The organism is Acinetobacter sp. ANC_7654 (assembly GCF_056779855.1).
Genome location: NZ_JBWYIR010000002.1, coordinates 47625 through 73495 on the forward strand (window position 1 = coordinate 47625; position 25871 = coordinate 73495).

General features: G+C 36.3%; 21 protein-coding genes. 5 read left to right on the top strand and 16 right to left on the bottom strand.

Annotated elements, in window-relative coordinates; all coding sequences use genetic code 11:
• Positions 1-17: 17 nt before the first annotated feature.
• On the top strand, positions 18-1292 hold the full coding sequence (locus tag AC1M86_RS02415; protein WP_092766586.1) for a replication-associated recombination protein A: 1275 nt from the start codon (positions 18-20) through the stop codon (positions 1290-1292).
• A gap of 419 nt (positions 1293-1711) precedes the next feature.
• Here AC1M86_RS02415 and purC read toward each other — a convergent pair whose 3' ends face one another.
• The 3 genes from purC to dapA are packed head-to-tail and all read right to left on the bottom strand — an operon-like array spanning position 1712 to position 3991.
• The gene (purC, locus tag AC1M86_RS02420; RefSeq protein ID WP_092766585.1) at positions 1712-2431 is read right to left on the bottom strand and encodes a phosphoribosylaminoimidazolesuccinocarboxamide synthase; all 720 of its coding nucleotides are present in this window, start codon (positions 2429-2431) and stop codon (positions 1712-1714) included.
• A 37-nt stretch (positions 2432-2468) separates the two neighbouring features.
• Complete coding sequence (locus tag AC1M86_RS02425) at positions 2469-3074, bottom strand: lipoprotein-34 precursor (NlpB) (RefSeq protein ID WP_481607160.1); 606 nt, start codon at positions 3072-3074, stop codon at positions 2469-2471.
• 17 nt (positions 3075-3091) lie between these two features.
• On the bottom strand, positions 3092-3991 hold the full coding sequence (gene dapA / locus AC1M86_RS02430; RefSeq protein ID WP_481592783.1) for a 4-hydroxy-tetrahydrodipicolinate synthase: 900 nt from the start codon (positions 3989-3991) through the stop codon (positions 3092-3094).
• Between the two features lie 681 nt (positions 3992-4672).
• On the opposite strand from dapA, the gene mhpT reads away from it, so the two are divergent.
• The 3 genes from mhpT to AC1M86_RS02445 all read left to right on the top strand — a co-directional run bounded on the left by mhpT (position 4673) and on the right by AC1M86_RS02445 (position 7693).
• Positions 4673-5881, top strand: coding sequence for a 3-(3-hydroxy-phenyl)propionate transporter MhpT (gene mhpT / locus AC1M86_RS02435; RefSeq protein ID WP_035264856.1), 1209 nt, complete (start codon positions 4673-4675; stop codon positions 5879-5881).
• Positions 5882-6024: 143 nt separating this feature from the next.
• A complete protein-coding gene (gene pncA, locus AC1M86_RS02440; RefSeq protein ID WP_481595696.1) occupies positions 6025-6678 on the top strand; it encodes a bifunctional nicotinamidase/pyrazinamidase in 654 nt (217 codons plus the stop codon).
• Positions 6679-6727: 49 nt separating this feature from the next.
• Entirely contained in the window at positions 6728-7693 is a 966-nt protein-coding gene (locus AC1M86_RS02445; protein WP_481591985.1) for a bile acid:sodium symporter family protein, read from the top strand.
• 6 nt (positions 7694-7699) lie between these two features.
• Here the strand turns inward: AC1M86_RS02445 and AC1M86_RS02450 are convergent, their stop codons facing one another.
• Positions 7700-8164: a 2-thiouracil desulfurase family protein gene (locus AC1M86_RS02450; RefSeq protein WP_481597145.1), complete on the bottom strand. Its 465-nt coding sequence runs from the start codon at positions 8162-8164 to the stop codon at positions 7700-7702.
• Between the two features lie 227 nt (positions 8165-8391).
• The gene (locus AC1M86_RS02455) at positions 8392-8874 is read right to left on the bottom strand and encodes a hypothetical protein (RefSeq protein WP_481607161.1); all 483 of its coding nucleotides are present in this window, start codon (positions 8872-8874) and stop codon (positions 8392-8394) included.
• A 90-nt stretch (positions 8875-8964) separates the two neighbouring features.
• Here AC1M86_RS02455 and AC1M86_RS02460 point away from each other — a divergent pair, with 90 nt between their 5' ends.
• Complete coding sequence (locus AC1M86_RS02460) at positions 8965-9177, top strand: helix-turn-helix domain-containing protein (RefSeq protein WP_481607162.1); 213 nt, start codon at positions 8965-8967, stop codon at positions 9175-9177.
• A 1-nt stretch (position 9178) separates the two neighbouring features.
• Here AC1M86_RS02460 and AC1M86_RS02465 read toward each other — a convergent pair whose 3' ends face one another.
• The 11 genes from AC1M86_RS02465 to glmU all read right to left on the bottom strand — a co-directional run bounded on the left by AC1M86_RS02465 (position 9179) and on the right by glmU (position 25848).
• Complete coding sequence (locus tag AC1M86_RS02465; RefSeq protein WP_481607163.1) at positions 9179-10195, bottom strand: hypothetical protein; 1017 nt, start codon at positions 10193-10195, stop codon at positions 9179-9181.
• Positions 10196-10274: 79 nt separating this feature from the next.
• Positions 10275-11870 (bottom strand): restriction system-associated AAA family ATPase, encoded by a 1596-nt coding sequence (locus AC1M86_RS02470; protein ID WP_481607164.1) that lies wholly within the window; start codon positions 11868-11870, stop codon positions 10275-10277.
• Complete coding sequence (locus AC1M86_RS02475) at positions 11870-13312, bottom strand: restriction endonuclease subunit S (RefSeq protein ID WP_481607165.1); 1443 nt, start codon at positions 13310-13312, stop codon at positions 11870-11872. Before AC1M86_RS02475 ends, AC1M86_RS02470 begins: the two co-directional genes overlap by 1 nt.
• A gap of 22 nt (positions 13313-13334) precedes the next feature.
• Entirely contained in the window at positions 13335-14717 is a 1383-nt protein-coding gene (locus AC1M86_RS02480; protein WP_481607166.1) for a class I SAM-dependent DNA methyltransferase, read from the bottom strand.
• An 83-nt stretch (positions 14718-14800) separates the two neighbouring features.
• Entirely contained in the window at positions 14801-16399 is a 1599-nt protein-coding gene (locus tag AC1M86_RS02485; RefSeq protein WP_481607167.1) for a Tn7-like element transposition protein TnsE, read from the bottom strand.
• Positions 16392-17915 (bottom strand): TniQ family protein, encoded by a 1524-nt coding sequence (locus AC1M86_RS02490; protein ID WP_481607168.1) that lies wholly within the window; start codon positions 17913-17915, stop codon positions 16392-16394. Before AC1M86_RS02490 ends, AC1M86_RS02485 begins: the two co-directional genes overlap by 8 nt.
• A 13-nt stretch (positions 17916-17928) precedes the next feature.
• Entirely contained in the window at positions 17929-19575 is a 1647-nt protein-coding gene (locus AC1M86_RS02495) for an AAA family ATPase (protein WP_481607169.1), read from the bottom strand.
• Positions 19576-21663: a transposase gene (locus AC1M86_RS02500; protein ID WP_481607170.1), complete on the bottom strand. Its 2088-nt coding sequence runs from the start codon at positions 21661-21663 to the stop codon at positions 19576-19578.
• Complete coding sequence (locus AC1M86_RS02505) at positions 21647-22480, bottom strand: TnsA endonuclease N-terminal domain-containing protein (RefSeq protein WP_481607171.1); 834 nt, start codon at positions 22478-22480, stop codon at positions 21647-21649. The genes AC1M86_RS02500 and AC1M86_RS02505 overlap by 17 nt, the downstream gene beginning before the upstream one ends.
• A gap of 152 nt (positions 22481-22632) precedes the next feature.
• Positions 22633-24471 carry a glutamine--fructose-6-phosphate transaminase (isomerizing) gene (gene glmS, locus AC1M86_RS02510; RefSeq protein ID WP_035264843.1) on the bottom strand — a complete coding sequence of 613 codons (1839 nt, stop codon included), beginning with the start codon at positions 24469-24471 and terminating at the stop codon, positions 22633-22635.
• Between the two features lie 12 nt (positions 24472-24483).
• Positions 24484-25848: a bifunctional UDP-N-acetylglucosamine diphosphorylase/glucosamine-1-phosphate N-acetyltransferase GlmU gene (gene glmU, locus AC1M86_RS02515; protein WP_481607172.1), complete on the bottom strand. Its 1365-nt coding sequence runs from the start codon at positions 25846-25848 to the stop codon at positions 24484-24486.
• Positions 25849-25871: the final 23 nt, after the last annotated feature.

Here is a 25871-nt window from a genome sequence, read left to right on the forward strand (position 1 = left end):
TGAGATCTATAAAAAATATGTCCGATACACAAATTCCGCTACCTGAACGCTTACGTCCACGTGATTTGTCTGAGATTATCGGACAAGATCATTTACTTGGTGAAGACGCACCTTTACGTCAAATGATTGACCAAGGACATTTACCTTCGATTATTTTTTGGGGGCCTCCAGGGGTCGGCAAGACCACCATTGCGCTATTGTTAGCTCAAGCTGTAGATCGTACTTTTATTAGCTTGTCTGCACTCAACACTGGTGTTAAAGAGCTTCGAGAAATTATTGGGGAAAGTGGCGATCTCATTGTGCCAGTGGTTTTTATTGATGAAATTCATCGCTTTAATAAATCTCAACAAGATGCCTTACTGAGCGCAGTAGAAAAAGGCAAGATTACTCTGGTTGGTGCAACCACAGAAAATCCTTCTTTTGAAGTCAATAATGCTTTGTTGTCGCGCTGTCAGGTGTATACGCTGAATGCATTATCTGAGCATGATATTCAACATTTAATTGAACGTGCACTCAAGCAAGACCAATTTTTGAAAGACCGTCATATTCACATCGAAGAATATGATGCATTAATTCAATTTGCCGCAGGCGATGCTCGTAAAGCACTCAATTTATTGGATCTCATTGCGAGCACATTTGAAGCAGATGTTGAAAATATTGTCACCAATGCCATCGTGGTAAAAGTAGCTCAACAAAATATTGCGCGATATGACAAATCTGGTGAGCAGCACTATGATTTAGTCTCAGCTTTCATTAAATCAATTCGTGGAAGTGATCCTGACGCTGCACTATATTGGATGGCGAGAATGTTAAAGGGGGGGGAAGATCCAGTCTTTATTGCGCGTCGGATGTTGATAGCCGCTTCGGAAGATATTGGAAATTCTAATCCTAATGCGTTGTTATTGGCTGGGGAGTGTTTTAGGTCCGTTCAAGCGGTTGGGATGCCAGAATGCCGTATTATTTTAGGACAATGTGCAGTGTATTTGGCCACAAGCGCGAAAAGTAACAGCACTTACTTAGCAATCAATAAAGCATTAGAGTTGGCTGAACGTACGTCAAATCTTCCAGTTCCATTGCATTTAAGAAATGCTCCAACCAAGTTAATGAAAGAGCAGGGATATGGTGTAGATTACTTATATCCACATCACTATCCAGAACATTTCGTGTTGCAGGATTATATGCCTCCAGAGCTGAAAGGCACCAAATTGTACGAATCAGCTCGTAATAAGCGTGAAGTTGAAGCAGAGCGTTTACAGCAGCGACGTTGGCAGCAAGAGCAGCAACAACAATAAAAAAAGCCCAGTTCTATGGGAAGCTGGGCGAAAAGCGATTCATCTGGTCGGCAACTACAGTCTCTCTCTTGAGCCACCAACTCCTGTAGTTGCCTGGTATAAAAATATATTAGTTGAACTTAGTAATATTGTAAAAACGATCATTTTAATAAATAGCATTAATTTATTCGATTAATGGGTGTAAATTTAAAAACAAAAACAACAATTGAGTTTTTTAATGATCAAGACCCCAGATTTGTCATCTTATTTAAATATCGATTCGATAAATTAATAGCATTACCAATGAGGAGAGAGCATTGGTAATGCGACTTAACAAAAATAATGAATGTATAACAACAATTTGAAAATATAAAAATAATATCAACAGATACAAAAAAGCCGAGTCATATGACTCGGCTTCATTTTATCTAAATTTTGATTTAGATATCAGAAAGGTCAACACCGATACGTGTCGCAACTTCTTCATATGCTTCAACCACACCACCTAAACCTTGGCGGAAACGGTCTTTATCTAATTTTTTCTTGGTATCTTTGTCCCATAGACGGCAACCATCTGGAGAGAATTCATCACCAAGAACGATACGATCATGGAACACACCAAATTCAAGTTTAAAATCAACTAAAAGCATGTTGCCTTGAGCAAAAAGATCTTTTAACACCACGTTTACTTGGTGAGTTAACTCTTTCATACGCTCAAGTTGTTCAGCAGTAGCCCAACCTAAAGCAATGGCTTGAGATTCATTCACCATTGGGTCGCCCAAAGCGTCATCTTTGAAAAATAATTCAAATGTAGGTGGTGTAAGTTCTAAACCTTCTTCAACACCCAAACGACGGCAAAGCGAACCAGCTGCATAGTTACGGATTACACATTCAACTGGAATCATGTTTAACTTTTTAACCAAAACTTCGTTTGGTGTTAAAAGTTTTTCGAAATGAGTTTCGATACCTGCAGCTGCAAGTTTTTCCATGATAAAGGCGTTAAAACGGTTGTTCACCTTACCTTTGCGATCTAGCTGTTCGATTTTTTCGCCATTAAATGCTGAGGCATCATCACGAAAGACTAAAATCAGGTGGTCTGCACTATCGGTTTCATAAACGGATTTAGCTTTACCAGTATAGAGCAAGGTTTGTTTTAACATGGTGGAACCTTTTTCAGAAAAAATATGCCTAGAACGACTAGGCTGGCCAGTTTTGATAAATCTGGGTTAACAGGCTCGCAGCTTTTTGTTTGTCTGCAAACGCGTTAGTTGGGGTAAACACGGCCAAGGTATGACTCGAACCTACAGATGTCAGTTTAAGCACTAAACTTTCACCATCCACTTGAATTGTCGCGGAATGGGGATTCTTAGGTTGATTGACAAAGTTGTAGTTGAGGCTACTGAGGGTGGCGATTGTGTATTGCCAAATTGTAGCAGAATTTCCGTCAATTTTGATCAACGGATTGCCATTTCCATCAGTTAAAAGTTGTGGACGACCGACAGCAGTTGATTGTTCACTCTCAACAGGATTAGAAACGGTTGGTGCCACATTAGGACGAGGTAGCTCGAAACGATTACCTCGCTTATTAACCATTTGTGGCGCATTGTCTATTGCAAGCTGTTCAACAACAGGCGCTGGATAAAGCGGTGTTGCTGGTCTAACCATTGAACCTTCAGGAAATTTAAGCGGGGTTTGTGCAGTAGATTTTTTATAATCGAGTGAACCATTATCGATACCAATCGTACTACAACCGACCATGCTGAGGGCTGAAAGGGCAAGGGATAAACCAAAACGTAGTTGCATAGTTGTTAAACTCTTCTTTAAATAATGCTCGCAGCTTTTAATGCATCACGCAGTGAAGCTCGATATTGTTCTGCTAATGGAGTAAGTGGTAAACGGATACCTGTACCAATTAATCCCATTTCATGAAGTGCCCATTTCACAGGAATTGGGTTTGATTCACAAAATAGAATTTCGTGTAAATTTGCAACTTGATCATTAATTGCTTTTGCTTGAGCTGCATCACCCACTAAACCAGCGGCACACACTTGGCTCATTTGCTTTGGAGCAACGTTAGCGGTCACAGAAATATTACCTTTCGCACCATGCTCAATCAGTTGATATGCTGTTGCGTCATCACCTGAATAGACCACCATTTCTTTGCCTTCAAGTGCTTTTAAAAGCTCAGCACCGCGAGGAACATCACCTGTTGCATCTTTAATCCCTACGATTTGAGGAATATCAGCAAGACGAACTACAGTTTCATTGCTCATATCAACGCCAGTACGGCCAGGTACGTTATAAAGAATTTGCGGTAAATCAACAGCTTCAGCAATTGCTTTGTAATGCTGATACAAGCCTTCTTGAGTCGGTTTGTTATAATATGGCGTTACTAAAAGTGCAGCATCTGCACCAAGCTCTTTAGCTTCTTTGGTAAGCTCAATCGCTTCATGCGTTGAGTTTGCGCCTGTGCCGGCAATAATTGGAATGCGTTTATTGGCTACACGAATGATTTCTTTGATCACTTGAGTGTGTTCAGCCATGCTTAAGGTCGAAGCTTCACCTGTTGTTCCCACGGCAACGATACTGTTTGTACCTTGTTCAATGTGCCATTCAACAAGCTTCTCGAGACCCTTCCAATCAACAGTTCCATCTTCAAACATTGGAGTGACGATTGCGACGATTGAGCCTTGAATTACCTGAGCTTGCTGAGTAGTCATTTTAAAACACGATCCTATTTTTCCATCCAGTGAAGGTTGAGAAGCGAAGTTTGGATGGGTATGTATTTTGATTTATATCACGATCCAATATGCCTGCATACTGGATAATGCGTATGCAAATTATGAACTAAGCTACCAATAAGAACAATATGAATTCACTTCAGTCAAAAAAAAGTTTAGTTAAAACAAGTAACTTTTTTTAAAAAAAGCAATTTTAAGACCTTATGGTTAGGCATTTAAATTACAGTGAAGATAGATGTTCGTCTATGAAAGTATTGCGGATAAAAATGAAAATTCGAACTAAAATCTGACCAATTTACCCTGAATTAATAGCTTATATCACTTACATCAGATTTAAGATGTATGTATATACAGGTGAATAGACTAATAATTTTTAAATTATGTGAATATTATAATTTATAAAACGTCTTATTTTTTTTACTTAAAGGTTAAATTATTCTAATACTTATAGATTTTATAATAGATTTTTCTTGGTTTTTTCCTAAATAAAAAAAATAATTAATCGTTTTGAAGACTAGAATTTATTTTGGTTGGCAAGAGGTATGAAATTTAATCTTATTTTGATTACATTTTATTACACCATTTGATAACTCTCACTTTCATTGACTTACATAGATAATCGGGCATCGGACTCAAATGCTGATGAGTGAGGGAAGTTCAATGCAAGAATCAGTAAGTAACAAACATGCAATTTTGACGGTAGGTATCTGCTTCCTCATTGCAGTAATTGAAGGCTTAGATATTCAGGCTGCAGGTATTGCAGCTGCGGGTATTCGTGAACATTTTGGTTTAGATAGTTCACAATTAGGTGTGTTTTTTAGTGCCGGTATTTTAGGTCTGTTACCTGGGGCACTGGTAGGTGGGCGTATTGCGGACCGTATTGGTCGTAAAACAGTTTTAATTTGGTCTGTTGCTGTTTTCGCTGTATTCACTTTATGTACGGTATGGGTAAATAGTTTTAACAGTTTATTGGCTGTACGTTTCCTTGCAGGTGCAGGACTAGGTGCAGCAATGCCAATTCTCATCACTTTGGCTTCTGAAGCAGTAACCCCACAAAATCGTGGTCGTGCTGTAGGGCTAATGTACTGTGGTATGCCTGTCGGTGCTGCGATCTTATCTTTAATTGCAAGTACAGATTTCGGTGCTAATTGGAAAAATATTTTCTATCTTGGTGGTTTATTACCATTAATTGTTATACCAGTGATGATGAAATTCTTACCTGAATCTAAAGAATTTTTGAAAACGCAAAATAGAACTGAAGCTGAAATTGCAGAAGCTCCACAAGGTTCGTTTAAAGATTTGTTTAATTCACAGAATCTTCTTCGTACGATGTTCATCTGGTGTAGCTATTTCTTCACGCTCATGGTGGTTTACATCATGCTCAGCTGGTTACCTTCTCTATTCCAAGAATTAGGTTTTTCGAGAAAAGAAGGTGCGACAGCGCAATTCTACTTCATGGTAAGTGCTACTGTAGGTACTGTGATTTTAGGTGTATTAACTGACCGCTGGAAAAAAGCTTATGTGATCTTGTTAATGTACGGTGGTATTTTGGCTGGCCTTCTTGCGTTGAATGCAGCAAGCTCACTCACACAAATGTATTTGGCTTCAGCATTGGTTGGTGCTTTCGTGATTGGCTGTCAAGGTGTGCTTTACGCATTTGGTGGTATTGTGTACCCAACAGAAGTACGTGGTACAGGTGTTGGTGTAGCATCGGCAGTAGGTCGTATCGGTGCTATGCTTGGGCCAGCAATTGCAGGATCATTGTTAACGGCAGGATTTGGTGCAGCAGGCGTAATCTCTGCAGCAATCCCTTGTATTATTATTTCTGCGATCTTCATGTTAATGTTGGTACGTCGTATCCAGAATTAAGACAAAAACATAGATTAAAGCCTGCTTGATGCAGGCTTTTTTTATAGAATTTTGATATCAAATTTTCAACTCAAGCAATTGTAGTTCTCTTGATCCTATGCAATAGTCCCTAACAATTTTAAAAATATTGGGAGCTGAAAAGGATGTTCCAACCACAACAAAGTGCACTTATCGTTGTTGATGTTCAGAATGGATTTACCCCTGGGGGAAATTTGGCGGTAGCAAATTCAGATCAAATTATTCCAACCATTAATTCACTTGCTCGGCATTTTGACAATGTTGTCCTTACCCAAGATTGGCATCCTCAAGACCATATTTCATTTTTTGAAAATCATCCTGGAAAGTCTGCTTATGAGACGATTGAATTAGCTTATGGCCGCCAGGTGTTATGGCCTTCACATTGTGTGCAGGGTACACATGATGCAGATTTTCATCCAGACTTGAATATATCCAAAGCGCAGTTGGTCATTCGTAAAGGTTTTCATCCACATATTGATAGTTATTCTGCCTTTTTAGAAGCTGATCATCGAACATCGACTGGCTTAGCAGGTTATCTGCGTGAGCGTGGAATTCGTGACATCTTCATTGTCGGGATCGCCACTGATTTTTGTGTGGCTTGGACGGCAATTGATGCTGCAAAATTAGGTTTTAACAGTTATGTCGTGTCAGATGCGACTAAAGGCATCGATTTAAATGGTTCGTTGCAACATGCATGGCAAGAAATGCTTGCACAAGGTGTGAAACGAATTTACGCCAAAGAACTGATGACTCTCAGACACTCAGCGCAGACCATTTAAAGGCATGGCTCAAGATCATACGTCGTTAATCCAACAAGTGAACTTCTAAATGAAAGCTATCAATCAATTCGTGCAGAAAACCTTTGCGCTGTGGGTACTCCTATTTGCAGGAATTGCCATGTATATGCCAGAAGCTTTTATTTGGCTTAAGTCTTATATCACTTGGATGCTCGGGATTATCATGTTTGGCATGGGAATGACCCTGTCGTGGGAAGATTTTAAAAGTGTTTTCAGCCAGCCTAAGGCGGTTGCCGTTGGCGTGAGTGCTCAATTTATAGTGATGCCATTATTGGCATGGGGATTGTGCATAGCATTTCGATTACCCGCTGAAATTGCCGTTGGCGTACTCCTTGTTGGATGTTGTCCCGGAGGTACAGCATCTAACGTCATTGCTTATATGGCAAAGGCAAATGTGGCTTTGTCCGTCGCGTGTACCTCAGTTTCAACGATGTTAGCACCTTTGCTGACACCATTGATTTTTTATCTCTTAGCGAGTCAGTGGATCGATATAGATGCGGTAGCAATGCTTGTATCGGTAATGCAAGTGATTTTGTTCCCTATCATTTTAGGGGTGATCGTGAGCGGCCTATTTAAGCAAAAAATAGATCGATATATCGCAATGATGCCTATGGTTTCAGTCATCGCGATTGTATTGATTGTGGCTGCGATTATTGCTGGAAGCAAAATGCAAATTTTACAGTCAGGGTTACTGATCCTTGCTGTTGTAATTTTACATAATGGATTAGGATATTTTATAGGTTATTGGGCTGCAAAATTATTGCAGCTTAATCAAGCAGATGCTAAAGCAGTTTCGATAGAAGTAGGGATGCAAAATTCTGGCTTAGGCATTGCTTTAGCTGCGGTTCATTTTGCGGCAACACCCATTACAGCACTTCCAAGTGCGATTTTTAGTTTATGGCACAATATTTCGGGACCCATCTTGGCGAGTTATTGGGCGACGCGTGACAAAGCTCACCTTAAAAAACATGAATATGACGATGATGTGATTAAGTAGCTGATTTTATTTCATTAACTGATCTAGAAATTCTTTTTCAGTCATGATGTGAATACCATGTTGCTTTAAAAGCGCTGCTGTAACACCGTCCGCATTTATTTTTGAACCCGAAAAAGAGCCATCATAAATCTGACCAAAACCACATGATGGACTTTTAGCTTTCAAAATCGCATGAGTAATCCCATGTTTTTTCGCAAAAGCTAAGGTCTGTTTGGCACCTAAAATAAATGCTTCGGTAACATCTTTTCCCGAAAGATCAAATACTTTTGCATGGCCACTCAAAACATCGGAGCCTGTTCCTTTTTGAATTTCAGCAGGGGCTCTGGGAGTGCTAAGTCCTCCAGAAATTTCAGGGCAGATTACGACGGCCTGATCGGCATCAATCAGCGTTTTAATTTTTTCTTGAAGGCAATGTTGACCATCGTAGCGAACTGGATGTCCGACTAAACATGCACTGATAAGATATTTCATTTGATAAAAAAAAGACCGATAATTTTCATTATCGATCTTTTTGTATGAAAGTAATAAAGTTTCATACTAAACCAGCCTTATCTCATTGAAATTTATAAATTGTAAATAATTGAAGAAAAAATAAAGTTTCATACTAAAAATTATTTTTTCTTCAATTTCTACTACCAGTTGAGTAATAAAGTTTCATACTGAAATGAAACTTTAGGCTTGCTGAATCTACCCTTATATTATATCAGTGATGTTAAAAAGTCAGTGTAAGCTTTCATTTTTTCAATATCTTGAAGTAATTGATTTTTTCTTTTCAAAATATCAGTTTTTAGTTCTGGAAAGTCTATGAGTGCTTGTTCAGAAGCTTTGATTTGGTTTTCATATATCTTTTGCTTTTCTTTTAATTGTTTAGTCTTGAGTCCAAGTTTTTCAGAGTCATTTTTAACGTTTTGAATTTCCAATTGCTTTCTAAACGTAGCCATACTTTTTGTTTCAACAAATGTTGAAAGTCTTGGATTATCAGAATGAATATGTTTGATCAAGTGACCTTGTTTCACTAGTTTTCTCAAAATCCTATAAAGTTGTTGTTGGTTAATTCGTTCCTTTTCATCTTTCGAAATCTGTAAGTTTTTCCAAATTTTGTTTGAAGTCCATCCATTGATTTGGTTGTTGGATAGAAGGACAAGAAAAGATTCAAAGATAGGGGAGGCAATTTGTTTCATAAAAGAAAAAATAGAAAACTTTAAAAGAGGATTATAGTCCGTGGATATATAATCCTCAAATAGTGATAGTTCTGTTTTTTAAGCATTTGAATGTTTATGTCAGAACTTACTATTCAATTTGGGCAATTGGTTCGTAAATATAGAAAAGAAAGAAACATGTCACAAGAGCAATTGGCATTGCTCTGTAATATAGATCGAAGCTATTTAGGAAGAATTGAAAGAGGGGAGGTGAATCCTACTTTAGAAAAAATTTATGAAATTTCTAATGCACTTAAATTACAAGCTGTTGACCTACTTCCTTAATTTAAGAATTGTAGATTTCAATTATTAAATTTAAGAAAGCTAACATATCTTCTTTTTTTTCATGTTGATTTATTTCATTCAAAATAAGTTTAAAAACTTGTGCTTTTAGAAAAGCTCGATCAGCGAGACCTTCTTGAATTACAGTTTCTATATATTGTTCAAGTTGATAATGAATATTTTCGTTAGGTGTATCAAATTTAGTAGGTTGATGTATAAACCATTTTACAAAATGTTCAAGCCATGATCTAAACTCGGAATTTAAAATATCTCTCTCATATCTTTCTTTTATTTGAAAAATTCTATTCCAATTATCTGAAAGCTGATCTGTCCCCCCTAGAATATCAATTTTCCATTTTGGTAAACATATTCCTTTTTCAACTTTTCCTTCAAAAGCTTTACTATTAATAAGGGAAATTTCAAAAGTAGGGCCAGCATAGGGATCGACACAAGGAGTTCTGTTATTTTCATCATCATATAAAATATCAATTTGTTTTTTAAAAGATGAATTACATTCATCACACATTGGTGACAAATTTCTTAAATCTGCACCAACGAAAGGATACAAGGAAATTGGCATATAATGATCTAAGGCATGTCTAGGCGCAGTGGGTGCTCTTAAGTATGATAATCCACAAAAAGGACAGAGTCTTTCATTAGCATTATTGTATATTTCTTTGTAATGAAAATCGCGAAGGCAAGTGCTATCTTCTTTAATAGAAATAAGCTGTTTTTCAAATAGAAAAGTAAATAAATCTTTTATGGAGTCTTTTACATTATCAGGAAAGCATGTGATTTTTGTACATTCAGAATCATCTGATAAATTTGTAGGTAATGCTGTTTGTTGATGTAAAGATGCTAAAAGTCTAATCTGTTCATCTTTTTCTAATTCTTTAAATGAATCCCAAACTTTCTGAATTCTAGTACTAATTCCTGACCTATTCTTAAGCTGATCCCGAAATTGTTGTGGAATAATTTCAGGCCAATCCCGTGGTTTCTTATCATTCATTATAGATTTCATGCCATCTTCTAATATTTGAATAATAGTTGGGTTTAGCCAGTTTTTTAATAGAGCTGTGGGTGAATATGTGAAAAGCATTTTAAAGTTTCTTCTTAAGTCTTCTTAGATGGTCAGCAAGAAATGCTTTTTCAACAGATTGTCCAAGTTCGTTAAGAGTATTCTCAATTAACGAAATATCATTAGAAGATAATAGCTCGTTAATTTTACTTTCAGCAATCTTGGAAATTGGAGGATTAATGCCAAAGCAACTCTCTAAAATTTTATCAAAAGTAGCACCAAAAGTTTCTATATTTGGTGAGCGTACATTAACTTTATTCTGAGAATCTTTTGAAAAAATTAATACTTGCTCGCGTGGCATATCAGACGGAGCAAATGGAGCATGAGATGTTAGAAGTAGTTCTTGACTAGCTCTATTACTTGTTATACTCAAAAGCCTTTGAACGAATTTTGTTCTCCATTGTGGATTAAAATGTGATTCTGGTTCATCCAGTAAAAAAATAGCATTTTTCTTAGAGATCATTGCGAACATACCTAAAATAAGGGTCTGCTGATGTTCTCCATCAGATAATGAAACATAATCTACTGGTTCTTTCGATCGATTATGAGGCCAAAATCGTACTTCTTCAAAGTTAAAAACCATATCTTCTTGTTGTGGTTCTGGTAACCTTGATGCAAATCTTCTCTCATTAACTGCACGATCTAATCTTTTTCTTGCAGTTCGAGGTATAGCAAGATCATTCAATAATGCAAATTTATGTAAAGATCTATACAAAGAAAAAGCATCTTTCCAAAAAAAAGAGAATGCTTCTCTAGTAGCATTACTGATCAAAAAGTCAAATGTATAAGTTTCAGTCTTTTTATCTTCATTCCAACATGTTGCTGTCGATTTTAAAGCATTTATTATTTCTTCAAGTTCACCAGTTAATTGGATTCCCTTTCTACCCGTAAGATTACTTTGTTTTTTAGATGCTTTTGTTACGGCTGAATGTGCTAACCGAATTACACAACGGCAGGATGCTAAGTCATCTAAATGAGCATGATGTAGAATTTCTTGTCTTATGGTATCAGTGCCAAGCATCATATTAGCAAAAAGCACTTCTAAATTAGTACTATAGTCAATCATTACTAATTTGTTATCAGCAACAGATTGATTCGGATTATCACTTAAAGCTGTATTAGCAACTTCATTGGCATAACTACTTCTACTAACTAAAAAGGGAAGGCTTAAAGTTTCATTGTCCCCAGAAGTATATCCGACTATTAGTGATGGTAAATATTTTCCAAATTCAACATTTCTAGGTAAAAGAGCTACTTCATTATCTTCAACATATAGTTCTATAGGAGTAATTTTTTTTCCAACTCTTTGTCTTTTAAATGTAACTAATTTAGGTGAGTCGCTACCAGTAGGAGTTATATGATAAGAAAGTTCAAACAGTACATGCTTATTTGCTACATTTCGTTCTTCAATATCAGAATACTCATGCCATATAACTTGAAATATTTCAGCTAAGAGTTGAAGAAATTGGGATTTTCCAGAGCCATTAGGCCCGATAATACATACAGGAGCGATGCTTAACTCAAGATCATTGTTACGGCCAAAATAAACTTCAAAATCGTCTAAGATCGAATCGCTATCAATAGATGCTTTTTCAACTTTCAGGTAATTTAATCTCATTAAGATATTCTCTGTAAGTGAATACAAAGGGTGGTTTTATCAAAAACCTGTTTAAAAATATCTTTTTCTTCAACCAATAAATTGAAAACACAATCTTTAAGATCTTCATAAGATATTGAATATTTGTTTGCGATTTCTGAAAAATTTAGACCTTCTTTTGGCCATGTTTTACTATCTTGTAGAATCAATAATTTTATGTCTTTCATACTCAGCTTTTTATTTAGAGAGATGGGTTTCGTAATTGGCTTTATTATTTGTTCAACTTTATTAACAAGATTAATAGCAGAATCATTAGGATTTTGTTCAGTCATTTTACCTTGTAATGCATATTTAATAACTTGTTGATGTAGCTCATTAAGTTTTACAAGTGAGTTTGATTGTAAACCAATAATTTTTTCAATTGAATTAAGGGATTTGGTTAACAAGTGAACTGTATCTTTTTGGATATCTATATTAGGCAAAGGAATTTTGATATTTTTTAAGTCATCTAGCCTTAATCCAGATCTGGTCATACCTCGGCTATAACTACGTAGTTGTTCTTGCCCCTTGGGACTAATTAAATATAGAGAAATATATTTAGCTAAATTAGGTGTATTTAAACGGATCAATGATAAATGTTGATTTACATATGCTTCTAATTCAAAATTTTCAGGAATATAAGCAACCCGTCCTATATCTGCCGTAATGGTAATCAAAATATCATTTGGTTGAACTTTTGTTCTTTTTCCCTCTACATCTTCAGGTAGTTTGACATATTGTATTTCTTCTAGATCTAAATCAATATTATTTCTTTTGGTATTTCCTATTCTTAGAAAAACGGACTCTTTCTCATGATGATAATATTTTGCCCAACCTCTTGAACCGCTTGTAATGTAATTAATCAAACTACCAAAGTCAGAAGTAGTTTCTTCAATTTTGTTAAAAATACTGTTAAAGATTTCAGTTCTATATTTATCTATTAACTTTGGAATGTGATTTAAAGAATCAATTGATTGATTTATACGGTTTAATGTTATATCAATAATCTTTACAATTTCATCTTGTTCAGAAATAGGAGGCAGATATATCTTTAATGCATAAACTTCTTCGCGATTTAGACCAGGGATAGCTGTGGAGCGATTCATATTTGATAAGGGAAGGCTTTCTAGTAAGTAGCTAATAAATTTAGGATTATTTCCATTAAAGCTATCAATGTAGAAGGTTGTATCAATCGGGAAACATGAGTTTTCTGAAAAATGTATTTTACCAATACTACCTTTTCTACCAATAATAATAGTAGGAGCATTTGTTAAGCCTATACTATGATTCCCAATGATACCGTTAGATCCATAAACCTTATATTGGCCTGTTTCACGCATTTTGGCGGGCAAGCTTTTCCCATATTGGATAGTTAAAACATCTCCAATTGTGGTTTGAATCCATCCTTTAGGTGCTTCATACATATAGAACTAAAGTCTCAAAAAACTAATTATGTTTAGATAGATGATCTGTAAGGTCATCTGCTATAACTTCTATTTCAGAAATGGCAGTATTTAGATGTTCTAAAATTGAAGTAATTAAAGTATCCAAATCTATTGATTCATCTTGTTCCTCAAAATTTTCTGACCAGATTAAATTTAAATTATAATTATTTTTAGTGATATCCTGTTTAGAGAAGCACTTGAATTTAGCCGTTTCTTTTCTAGGCCCTTCATAACAATCAACAAAGTCTGCAAAATGATGATTTTGTAAGGGCGAGTTTTTTCCAAAACTTCCTGAGTTTGTTCTCATATCATATACCCAGACTTCTTTAGAGTTATTCGTGTAATCCTCAGGCTTATTGAAAAACAATACATTAGTCTTTACACCTGTGGCATAAAATATTCCATTTGGTAGTCTCAATATTGTATGTAAATTACACTTTTTCATTAGGTCAATTCTTACAGATTGTCCTATACCTTCTTCAAATAAAACATTATCAGGTACAATCACAGCAGCACGACCACCAGATTTTAAAGTAGTATAAATATGCTGTAAAAAGGCAAATTGTTTATTGCAATTGGGAAAAGGTATATCTCCCCTTTGAGCTCTCTTCCCTCCTGCTTTATTGCCGAATGGGGGATTAGCTAAGATTAAATCAGGAGTATTAAGTAGTTCGGCATCCTCCGTAAGAGCATCTCCATAAATTATTTTGGCATCTAAGTTATGCAAGAAAGTATTCATCAAGCAAATTCTTCGGGTATTTTTTTCTATCTCAACACCTTCAAATTTTGGTGGATTTTTTAAAAAATCTGAATCTAAGTTATTATTTTTTATAAATTCATTAGCACTAATTAAGAAACCTCCACTTCCTGTCGCAGGATCTTGAATAATCTCTCCTAAAGATGGTTTGCATAATTGGACTATTATTTCTACCAAGGGACGTGGTGTGAAATACTGGCCTGCGCCAGAACGAGTATCTTGAGCACTCTTATCGATTAAACCACTATATAAATCACCGAAACCATCTTTACCGATTTGATTCCATTCAATCTTTTTAATACCATTGATTGTAGCTTTAAGATTTTCAGAGTGAGAAAAGACTGTAGTAGGAAAGGCATAAATTGCTTTAACGGTATCATTTTTAGAATGTGAACCTAAATGAGTTAACATTTCTTGATAATAATCTAGAAGACCTTCCTGTGGATGATTTTCAAGATCATGCCATCTGTAACCCGAGGGTAAAAGACTCTCTGTACCGTTTTCTTGAGCAATTTTAAGAAATAATAAATAACTCAATTCGGAAATATATTGATAGTAAGTAATGCCGTCACCACGTAAAATATTACATAAGCTCCAGATTTTTTGAACAATATTGTCAGATCTCATCTAAGTCCTTGGTTGGTCGGCAATCTGCTATAAATACAGAAATGTATGGTAAGAAGTATAAATTACAATACATAGATATGAAATTATAATTGCATTATTAATCGTTTCTTCCAACTAGCTAATTCTTGATCTGAGATCTGTTGATTCTTACTATCCATTCTAGGATGGTTCAACGTATTATTTTTATAACAAATATTTTTAAAGACCCCCTTTGGCCAGCGTAAGCATTGAGTAACTACAAGTTCAAGTACTTTGGCTCGATCAGTAGTATTCCATTGGTTCATGTCTTTAAGAGATAAAACACGAGTTGAAAGTGGTTTTTTATTATCGGATGTATCTACTTCTAAGATCACAATATTTTGACCATTAAATTGGAAACTAACTTCGGCCACACATCTAGGATTGCTATCAGTTTTTATATGTTTGGAGTGGCCTTGAATGTTAGGTAATTTATGGAGTTGAAAGCTAAAATTTTTAACACGATGTTCTTCACAAAACAAATCAATCATTTGTTGAAATGCTGAGAATCGATCAAGATACAAATGAAGGTCTTCAGTCTCATCTTCAACACCATTAAATTCAGCAGACGGGATCGAACCTTCAGAAATAGGCTCATTGGTGCTAACACCTGATAGTTCCTTGTTAGATGGTAATTCTTGATCTTTTGTACCCTGATTTCTAAGCCTAGATTTTTTAGAAGTTTTCCGTGTTTCAATAGCTTCTAGGAAGTCAAAGTGTGTAGGAACAACATCAATTATTTGTACATCATCACTATTACCTTCTTCATCATCTTTGATGGTTGGTTCTTTTCCTTGGTTTTTAGGCCCTGATGAACTTTCAGCTTTACCTCCAGATTTAGACTCAATGAATTTATCACTATAGAATTCAACTTCTTTAGAAATACGATTTGAGATTCTTTCGAAACCTGAAATTTCATTGACAAAAAACTCGGATGCTTCAGCTTTATAATAGCCATATGCATTAAAGATCACTTCATTGAGTAGGGGCGGATTAAAACAAAAACTCCATATACGGTATTGGTCAACGTCATAGCCATATTTCGTACAGAACTGACTAATACTTGCAAAGGATTGTCGAATATCAGGATCAAGAAGAATCCAAGATAAGATCCGACGTATACCTGAATCATTGAAATGAGAAATGGGGTATGAGCAGGCTGGTAATATATTGATGAGGTAGTGATCTGGCTTAGAAACAATATCGAAATCAATACTCAAACTATTCTCAATGACTGCTGATCTTGCTAAATATGGGGTGTAGAAAAACAGAGATCGAGCAAGTTCGAATTGAGGGAGCTTAATTTTGATGGTTTCGGACATCGGCTGGCCGAATTGATCCACACGGACTGCATCAAATAAAAAATAATGTTCTACAAACTTTCCTTTAGCTAAGTTTGAATTATGGGCAGAAGATAGCCAATCTTGAGTTGAACTAATTTTAAAGCGTAAATTGTAGCCTTTGGAATATTCTTGAGTAGGGTTGATGTGACTATTTTTTCTTAATAATTTTGCATTAGAAAAATTAGTGAAAGTCGTCTCAGATATTTTATTTTCATTTTCCAAAGCTAGATTTATTGCCCAACTGCCTGAGTTATGTTTTTTAAATAAAGAACCAATCTTTTTTATTTTCATGTTCTTAGCGATGTGACTTATCTTAGCCATGATTCATCCTTTTAATTTGATTTAGGAATTTGAGTGTTTCATGGGTTAATCTTTCTTCACTTAATCCTGAATGTCGTAATAATTGCCAGTTCGCTTGGTGTTGATTAAGTTTCTCAAAGTGAATTATTGTCCGGGTAATTCTACGGATTTGATAACTGCTAATATCTTCTGAAAAAGTAGCCAAAAATTTATTTGTTAAGGGCAGCTGATATAGGTTTTTCTCTACGGTAGAGTGTTGTGGTAATTGTCTTAAGTACCAATTTCTTGATTGCCTAGGTAAATTCAAATCGTCTAATGATTGATAGAATATTTTGAATAATCGCCTCACCATTTGCCAATCCCTCAGAGGCCAATCTACTTTCTTGGGAATACTTGTGGGTAAAGCGTGAAAGCTTTTATTTTTTGTGAGTAACCAAGTTTTATCATTGCGATAAAGCCATGCATATAAGGCTGCATTTTTGACTCTAGACGGCTTTATTCCAAAATTTTGAATCAAACACAGCCATTCATTACGTTTTTCTCTAAGTATCAATATGTCTTTACATTTAGTTCTTTGAATTGGTCTATCTATATTAGAGGGATGAGACGGTAACGGATGGATTTCACCTAGAATGGCTGCCCATGTCCAGCCTTTAGGGAAAAATGTCTCTAAGACAATAATATGTTCAAGATAACTGAATGACTTACGATGCTTTCTAAAGATAGCTCTAAGCCAACATGTTTCAGACTTCAGTTCATCTAGGTGATGTTGCTGTAACCACTTTAGATCCCATATTTTTATAACTTCTGAATAAATTTTTGAATGATCAATGTGTTTAGAAGCTTTGTTGAAACCTAATCGCTTTGCAATACGTTGATAAAATTTACTCCATTGATGGAATGTAGGTGATGTTGCTGGTGGAAGCTTTAGCAACTCATCAATATGCCTACTAACGATTAGATCTAATTCATGTGCAGGATTAGTAAGGTGATTCCGATCTGGGATGATATTTGCAGGAATAAATTGATGTCGTCCATTCAAATGGGATGGTAATAAAAATTCTGACAATTTAACTTTATGTTTGCTACAACAATTTGCGCCTTGGATGTACCAAACTCTTGACCAAAATAATTCTCCATATTTTTGATATTGGTCTTCAAAGCAATGTCGACAATATCGATGCGTTGATATTTGCTTTACTTTAGATGCTGCAACCCCTAATGCTAAATGGACAGAACCTTTTGATTGATTATTCATCCATTGAAGGCATTTTAAACGTGTGTTTTCTGGAGAAAATAAAGCGTAGATCGGAAAAAGCGTATGTTCATAAGCAAGATTTTCAAGCGTGTAGTATGGTGGTAAATGCTTTAAAAGGCATATTAGATGGCTAGGTAAGTCAATCGTTGCAATAACCTTACGATTAGCAAATACTTCTTCGAGTAATTGCTTAGGGCTTGTAATAGCATGGTGAATTCCAGCTCTTGCTATCGTGCTATAAATTAACTCATTAGGATATGGTGTAGGAAAGTTCAACATGCTAATTCCACTATTACATTGATTGCACCCAAGTTTGAGTATCAAAAATTAAATCACTTGATTGAAGAACGTCATAAAAATTTTGGGATTTTTGCTTTTGAGAAAACTTAAACCTTAAATCATCTGACGGTAAGCTAATCCATTCACTTTGTTTTATTTTTTTGAGATTCATTTTTTCAGGTATAGCTTTTTTATCCATCTCAACTTCAGTGAGCCAATTCGAAACGATAGGCATCAGTTCCTGCATATTGAGATGAGGAAAGTCAGAAAAGGCTTTTTTGATTACAGTGATTACTTTAGGTTCTGAATATCCAGTGGCAATCAGTAGATTATGCAATCTTTGAGCATGTATGTTTCCATTATATTGTTCAACTTTTTCTTGTTCTTCTTCTATTTTTTTCTGAAGTAGAAGTAATGTTTTGTCCACATATGGAATAGTTAAGTCGGAATAAAGTGCGATGCGATTAGGATCTCCAGACTTGAGCGCTTCTATCATTGGGTGGACAAATTTGAGTTCATCCTCATAGACTTGTCTAAGCAAACTAGGCGTTATTCTTTCTAGTCCGGTCATGATCGCTCGACATTGAGCCAAAACAAAAAGCTTGACGACTATATCCAGTACTCCTTGAGAGAGTTCATACCAACAGTCTCGAATTTCTTCACTCAGTTGTTCTTTATTCGTTAGCCATTGGTATTTCCAAAGGGCATTGGTGAAAGCCATCCATTCTGTTCTCGTCGCGGTATTTGATAATGGGGGAGTATTCTTCATGGGTTCCCATATAACAGCCCCGAAACCAGCCCCACGACGTGCTGAACGTAGATCTTTATCAAAGATAAATCTGGCTTTAGGTGTGCCGACCATAACTACTGGTAAACCTACAACATTAATTAAGGTGACAAAGAAATTCAGCATTTTGTCAGCACCACCTGAATTCTTAACGCTCAAATGCTGAATTTCATCTATAACGAGAACACCAATAGCGTAGGTATTGGTAATTTGACGCATATAGTTGAGTAGAGCTTCGATTCCTAATCTTTTTAAGGCTACTTTTCTTTCAAAATCTGTTCCTAAAGCAACATCAATCGCTTTAAAAAAATGCAAACATAGATTTTTTAATGAGCCGTCATGAGGGCAGTCAATTTTGAGATAAACGAGTTGAGTGAAGTTGTATTTTTCATGGTAAATCACTTGAGGATAAAGGTTTAGGATGCGCTGTAACGTTGTACTTTTACCACTGCCTGAACAACCGATCAGTGAATAGCTTAAAGCTGTAGATTTTGGTGCATCAAAACGAAAGGCATTGATGTCTCCCGACATAATACGCTCATAACCATTTTGCAAGTGTTGGTGCAATTTACCATCAGCAATATTGCGCCCGACATAGCCTTGACGAATTAATATTGCAATTTTTTGCTCTAATGAAATATGCCGAGTAATGGGTTGAAAAAATTGATGAAGCAGTTGAGATGAAAGATGAATTCTTTCGTTCTTAGATCTCAGAATATCTTCAGGGTTAAAGTCCACTTTACCAATCAGATTAGCTTTGATATCTGCAATTTCTTGCATGATTGGTGGTAGAGCTTCAATAAATGGATTGTCTTTATATTCACCAAAACTAGGCGTGTAACGTGCTTGAATAAAATTTAATGGCAAAGTCATTTAGTCATCCTCACCAAATAATTCGTCTGTTAAGTCTGGATAATGAACCGCTTCAGCATCTTGAGGCTTAATTGAGGTTTTCAGTTTAGGCATTGGAATAATATTGGTATCCACTATTTCTTGCTGTTTTACCTTAGCTTTACGTTCAATATTTTTTTCTTTTGCTTTATTTTCAGTTATTTCAGCGATTCGTTGAGATGGTTTAATTGGACTCTTCGGAAGCTTAGTTTTAAGTTTCTCACTGATAAAAGCTTCAAGCTCTCTTCGTTTTTTTGAAGCCTCTAGTTCATGCTGCACAAGGCTTTCTTTTTGGGCTTTTTGTTTGTCTTTGATTTCCCACAAAGTACAATCTTTAAATTCTCTCGATCGATCGGAGAGAGCTCCTATCCAATATTCGAGACTATTATCTTTAGGAAAAATATAAATTTTATTCATTGAGTAAGGATCATATGCAGCTTCAAGGTTTTGAGGACGAGAACTTCCTGTTTTACGATGCAACCAACCAAGATCAAGTACTTCTCTCGCTAGGTAATAAAGCCCAAATGCTTTGATGCCTAAGTCTGATATTGTGATTTTAGTACGTGGTAATAATGCGATTCTGAGAGCTTCCTCTGGAACATTTCTCAATTTTCCAGTTCTATTTTGAATACCCCAATTCCATAAATGTAAGGGAATGGTTGGTAAATCATTAGGCATATCTGCTTCACGGTCATATGTTTTTAAAACATGAAATTGATTATGTGAAATGATGCAGGCAAGAATGATTTCAGTAAATTGGTGAATATTTAATGTCGCATCTTGACGATAATCACGACCACCAATTTTTTTTACAGTGCTGCCGTCAACAACACCTTTTCCTTTACCTTCTTTTTTGAAATAAGCTTGATACGTATTGAAAGCTTGCTCTACGATGCCTTTAGCATCACCACGTCTCGCTGGTGCATTTTCGAGTCTTACAGCGAATGTTTTTTCTAAGGCTTCTATTTGATAGCCTAATAATTCTCCTCGATCCGCGAGTAAAGCATCAGGTAGACCGACTGCTGGCCAATCTTCTGGCTGAATTGAGATTCCGTACTCAGCACAATACTTAACCTTATCGGTCATCGCTATATTCAATGCTTGTATTGCAGCTAAATATGAAGGTGATTCAAAACCGATATAAAATCCTGCGACTAAACGACTGAAGACGTCAATCACGAAGTAAATAGTGGGTCTACCAACAATACTTTCAGGATTTGAGTTTGAAACTAGATAAATATCGGCAATCGTGGCATCAATTTCATAACGTGCTCCAGGACCTAAGGCTTGAGCGTTAGACGTTGATTGCAAAGGGCGATAGTCCTTACGGTAGTTTAAGGTACCAATACGAGCTTTTATACTTTCAATTTTTTTGAATTCTTTTTCGTAGTAATACTTAAACTGCCATATTGTCGGAATATCTGATTCTGCTATATCTGGGTAGAGATTTTTATAAGTGGTTTGAAATTTTCGATATACAAATGGAAGTGAATGTTTATTGTCTTTTAAAAAGAATAATTTAATGGTGCGATAAAAAAGTTTTTCAATGTCTTCATTAACATTAATGCCTTGTTCACTATTATAGATACGAGGCCGACCTAATTTTTTGTCTTTAGCCGTTCTTTTTTGACCTTTAGCTCCACTATTTCTGTAATCAGGAAGTAATGCATTAGGAGTTTGTCCTCTTTGCCAATATCTACGAGCTAAGCGATAAATAGTTTGTTTGGTGACTTCATGTTGATTCATGATTTCACTCACTATTTTTCCTCTTTGAGCTGGGATATAAAAGAATTCATGAGAGATCAGGGGATAAATAAGAGCATAATTTTGGTCACGTTTTATTTCTTGTATAGATTCCTTCTCAGTCTGAATGAAAGCAAGTGACTCATGTGGGTCTATTGCTCTTTCAATATTGCCATCTTCCAAACCTTTTAATATTTCTGTTCTACTAAGCTCGATTGGAAAAGCATTTTCAAGGTCAAGACGAATCCAAATCACAGAGTAAGGTAGGATCGTTAAAATCCTAAATAAAGAGCTTTCAAAACTTAATACTTCATTGATTTTCAGCATGAAGTACCTCATTCCAAATATTAAGCTCGCCCAATCGAATATGATCTGTATTCAAATCCTTAAAAGAAATATTCAGATCAAATATGAAATACCTTTGAGCAAGCAAGTCTCTAATTTCTCTTAGCGATTGTCCTAACTCAAAATGATATTTTTGATCAATAATTCTCGCTAATTCATTAATCTTTTGAGATTTATTTTTAATGAAAATATCTGCATAAAAGTGAAGTTTATCTAGCGTATTTTGTTCACTCAGTTGCATAGTATTTATTGAACTGTATAACCATTGGATGTTTTGGCTGACAGTTTTAGGAACTTGGTGCTCGGTAAAAATATAAAAAGGGATATTTTGCTGTTTCCAATACTGTCTTTCGATTTCTATTTTTTCTATTGTGCGTGGGTCATTGAGAGCATTTGAATATTTAACTTGGACTACAAATTTAGGTGTTATTGAACTATTTGTATCCACTAAAAAATCACTTGTCATGATTTGATAGTGTTTCCCAAATCTAGGGTGAGGGATTCCAATTTTCTCCGCAATTTCTAGAGTCTGTTCTAGGTCTAAGGGATATTGCTCTCGAATATCGATAGTCGTTGAATGCCATTCTAGTAATAGAAAAGTAGAAAGTTCTATATCAGAGAGAAGGTGATGAGTTCTTTGGCTTTTATGACCAAAAATTCGGTGAGATCGTCCTTCTGAACTCACATCTCGAATTGTGAGCCAAGGCTTATAGTTATTTCCAAAACCCTGTCCTCGTCCTTCTTTAATCCATTTTTGAATTTTGAGTTCATGATTTTGTGTGTTGTTAAAATTGGCCATAAAAAAATCCACACATCATGCTGTTTAGAGCATAGCTTGTGTGGATTTTTTGAGCAATTCAGTATTACACTTTATTACTCAGTATGAAACTTTATTACTTGGTATGAAACTTTATTACTCTCATACACTTTTTAAGTGTAGATCAAATTGAATTATTCAACCGTAACTGACTTTGCTAAGTTACGCGGCTGATCTACATCGGTACCACGTAGTACAGCGACATGATAAGACAAAAGCTGCACAGGAATACTGTATACGATTGGTGATAATAGTGCTGAAACGCTCGGAACTTGAACGACGTGTTGGCGCTCTTTCTCCTTAATGCCACTATTTTCATCTGCAAATACAAACAGCTCACCACCACGTGCTTGAACCTCTTCCATATTTGATTTGAGCTTATCAAGCATGTCATCCTGAGGAGCAAGAATGACAACAGGCATATCATTATCAACTAAGGCCAATGGGCCGTGTTTCAACTCACCAGCTGCATAACCTTCAGCATGAATATATGAAATTTCTTTCAGTTTAAGCGCTCCTTCAAGCGCGATTGGGAACTGTGTTCCACGACCTAAAAATAGGCAATGTTGTTTTTCAACAAACAATTCAGATAGGCGTAAAATTTCTTTATCACATTGTAATGTGTCAAGAATCACTTTAGGTGTATGCCACAATCCAGTAATGATTTCTGTTACTTGTTCATTAGAAATCGTTTGTTTAACTTGACCGAACTTAAGCACGAGAAGCATCAAGGCAGCAAGTTGTGTGGTGAATGCTTTGGTCGACGCAACCCCAATTTCTGGACCTGCTAATGTCAATAAGCTGTAATCTGTTTCACGCACCATGGAAGATGTTGCAACGTTACAGATCGTCATCGTGGTGATATTAATATTTTTCGCTTTGGCACGTTTTTGTGTATCACGAAGAGCAGCCAATGTGTCGGCAGTTTCACCTGATTGAGAAATACACACATAGAGTGTATTGTTCACGATGACTGGAGTGCGATAGCGGAACTCACTTGCAATTTCAACTTGGCAAGGTACATCAATCAGTTGTTCAAACCAATATTTTGCGATCATGCCTGCATGGTAACTGGTACCGCAAGCGATGATTTGAACTTGCTGAATCTGAGAAAAATCTTCTACAGCATTTGCAAGAAAATCATCACGTAAGTGATCGGCATTTAAGGCTTGAGAGATAGTTTGCTTGATCGCTTCAGGTTGCTCATAAATTTCTTTCAGCATGTAATGCTTATATTCACCTTTTGAAGCATTACTCACTGTCGCATCAAGTTCTTTGACAGGGCGTTCAACGCGCTCACCTTGTACATAGACTTCAATCGTATCACGTGTTAAACGCGCAATATCGCCTTCTTCAAGGTATATAAAACGATTGGTAATCGGTAATAGGGCCAATTGATCAGAACTGATAAAGTTCTCACCAATTCCCACACCGATCACGAGCGGTGAACCTTCACGAACAGTGATCAATTCATTTGGATAATCTGTATGTACGATACCGAGTGCAAATGCACCTTTGAGTTGAGGCACAACTTGTTCAACGGCTTTAAGTAGGTTAGGAGCAGACTTCAGTGCATCATGAACTAAGTGTGCAACAACTTCAGTATCTGTTTGGGATGTAAACACATATCCTAATGCTTCAAGATCATCTTTAAGCTCTTGGTAGTTTTCAATAATACCGTTATGAACCACAGCGACTTGACCAGAAATATGCGGATGTGCATTATTTTCTGTAGGTTTGCCATGAGTAGCCCAACGTGTATGTGCGATACCAAGCGCGCCAGTGATCGCTGCTTCTGAAACCGCTTCTTCAAGGTTGATAACTTTACCGACACGACGTTCACGTAAAACTTGACCTGCATTGATTAAAGCTAATCCCGCTGAGTCATAACCACGGTATTCAAGACGCTTTAAGCCTTCAATTAGAATATTCGTTATGCTTCGTTCTGCTACACCGCCGACGATACCACACATATTGTAATCCCCTTAATTCTTAATCTTTTGTGGACGTGGATAATTGTCTTTCACAAATTGTTTAGAGCGTTCTACCGCTAAACTATGATCATCCACATCACGAGTAATCGTCGATCCAGCACCAACTGTTGCGCCATTGCCAATTTTGACTGGCGCGACTAAAGAGCTGTTTGAACCAATAAAGGCTTGGTCACCAATGATCGTTTTAAACTTGTTGGCACCATCATAATTACATGTGATCGTACCCGCGCCGATATTTGAACCTTCACCCACTTCGGCATCACCTAAGTACGTAAAATGATTGGCTTTAGAGCCTAAACCAATGGTGGTGTTTTTCACTTCAACAAAGTTGCCAATGTGTACTTCATTTGCCAATTTAGCACCAGGACGCAAACGTGCGAATGGTCCAATTTGAGTCTGCTCACCCACAATGGCTGAATCAAATACGCTATACGGTTGAACTTTCGTGCCTGCAGCAATTTTGGAGTTTTTAATTACACATCCTGCACCGATTTCGACATTGTCACCAAGTTCACATTCGCCTTCGATAATGACATTGATATCGATACGTACATCTTGACCAACCTTGAGTGAACCTCGGAGATCGAAACGACTCGGATCGATCAAATGTACACCTTGCTGCATCAGTAATTTCGCTTGGTAGTTTTGGTATTCTCTTTCCAATGCTGCCAATTGCACACGATCATTTACACCTTCAACTTCGAAAGCTAAAGCAGGTTCAACTGAAGCAATTTCGAGTCCATCGTTAATAGCCATTGCTACGATATCTGTTAAATAGTATTCGCCTTGCGCATTATTATTATTCAGACGTGGCAACCACTCGTGCAATTTGGCATTGCTTACTGCATAAATGCCAGTATTAATTTCTTGAATTAAACGTTGCGCTTCAGAAGCATCTTTATGTTCAACAATGGCTTGGATTTTACCATTTTCTCTCACGATACGACCGTAACCTGAAGCATCGTCTAGTGTAAGTGTGACTAAGCCAATACCTTTAGATTGTGTTGCTTCAAGTAAATTTTGTAATGTATCGGCTGTAATACAAGGCACATCGCCGGATAAAATTAAAGAAATACCATCTTTGGGTAAGACAGGTAAGGTCATTTGAACAGCGTGACCTGTACCAAGTTGTTCAGCTTGTTCAACCCAGTCAATATTTTCTGTCGAAAATGCTTGTTTAACTAGAGCGCCGCCGTGACCGAAAATAGTAATAATATTTTCAGCTTGTATTTTTTTTGCGGTTTCAATGACATGCCCTAAGAGTGTACGTCCTGCTAAAGGCTGTAATACTTTTGGTAGTTTTGAACGCATTCGCGTCCCTTTACCTGCAGCAAGAATAACAACTGTGGTTGACATACAACATCCTTTCTTTGGAGCTT

Bases quoted from the DNA above. Each gene is read 5' to 3' on its own strand.
- AC1M86_RS02415 (WP_092766586.1), top strand. From the start codon at position 18: ATGTCCGATACACAAATTCCGCTACCTGAACGCTTACGTCCACGTGAT.
- purC (WP_092766585.1), bottom strand. From the start codon at position 2,431: ATGTTAAAACAAACCTTGCTCTATACTGGTAAAGCTAAATCCGTTTAT.
- AC1M86_RS02425 (WP_481607160.1), bottom strand. From the start codon at position 3,074: ATGCAACTACGTTTTGGTTTATCCCTTGCCCTTTCAGCCCTCAGCATG.
- dapA (WP_481592783.1), bottom strand. From the start codon at position 3,991: ATGACTACTCAGCAAGCTCAGGTAATTCAAGGCTCAATCGTCGCAATC.
- mhpT (WP_035264856.1), top strand. From the start codon at position 4,673: ATGCAAGAATCAGTAAGTAACAAACATGCAATTTTGACGGTAGGTATC.
- pncA (WP_481595696.1), top strand. From the start codon at position 6,025: ATGTTCCAACCACAACAAAGTGCACTTATCGTTGTTGATGTTCAGAAT.
- AC1M86_RS02445 (WP_481591985.1), top strand. From the start codon at position 6,728: ATGAAAGCTATCAATCAATTCGTGCAGAAAACCTTTGCGCTGTGGGTA.
- AC1M86_RS02450 (WP_481597145.1), bottom strand. From the start codon at position 8,164: ATGAAATATCTTATCAGTGCATGTTTAGTCGGACATCCAGTTCGCTAC.
- AC1M86_RS02455 (WP_481607161.1), bottom strand. From the start codon at position 8,874: ATGAAACAAATTGCCTCCCCTATCTTTGAATCTTTTCTTGTCCTTCTA.
- AC1M86_RS02460 (WP_481607162.1), top strand. From the start codon at position 8,965: ATGTTTATGTCAGAACTTACTATTCAATTTGGGCAATTGGTTCGTAAA.
- AC1M86_RS02465 (WP_481607163.1), bottom strand. From the start codon at position 10,195: ATGAAATCTATAATGAATGATAAGAAACCACGGGATTGGCCTGAAATT.
- AC1M86_RS02470 (WP_481607164.1), bottom strand. From the start codon at position 11,870: ATGAGATTAAATTACCTGAAAGTTGAAAAAGCATCTATTGATAGCGAT.
- AC1M86_RS02475 (WP_481607165.1), bottom strand. From the start codon at position 13,312: ATGTATGAAGCACCTAAAGGATGGATTCAAACCACAATTGGAGATGTT.
- AC1M86_RS02480 (WP_481607166.1), bottom strand. From the start codon at position 14,717: ATGAGATCTGACAATATTGTTCAAAAAATCTGGAGCTTATGTAATATT.
- AC1M86_RS02485 (WP_481607167.1), bottom strand. From the start codon at position 16,399: ATGGCTAAGATAAGTCACATCGCTAAGAACATGAAAATAAAAAAGATT.
- AC1M86_RS02490 (WP_481607168.1), bottom strand. From the start codon at position 17,915: ATGTTGAACTTTCCTACACCATATCCTAATGAGTTAATTTATAGCACG.
- AC1M86_RS02495 (WP_481607169.1), bottom strand. From the start codon at position 19,575: ATGACTTTGCCATTAAATTTTATTCAAGCACGTTACACGCCTAGTTTT.
- AC1M86_RS02500 (WP_481607170.1), bottom strand. From the start codon at position 21,663: ATGCTGAAAATCAATGAAGTATTAAGTTTTGAAAGCTCTTTATTTAGG.
- AC1M86_RS02505 (WP_481607171.1), bottom strand. From the start codon at position 22,480: ATGGCCAATTTTAACAACACACAAAATCATGAACTCAAAATTCAAAAA.
- glmS (WP_035264843.1), bottom strand. From the start codon at position 24,471: ATGTGTGGTATCGTCGGCGGTGTAGCAGAACGAAGCATAACGAATATT.
- glmU (WP_481607172.1), bottom strand. From the start codon at position 25,848: ATGTCAACCACAGTTGTTATTCTTGCTGCAGGTAAAGGGACGCGAATG.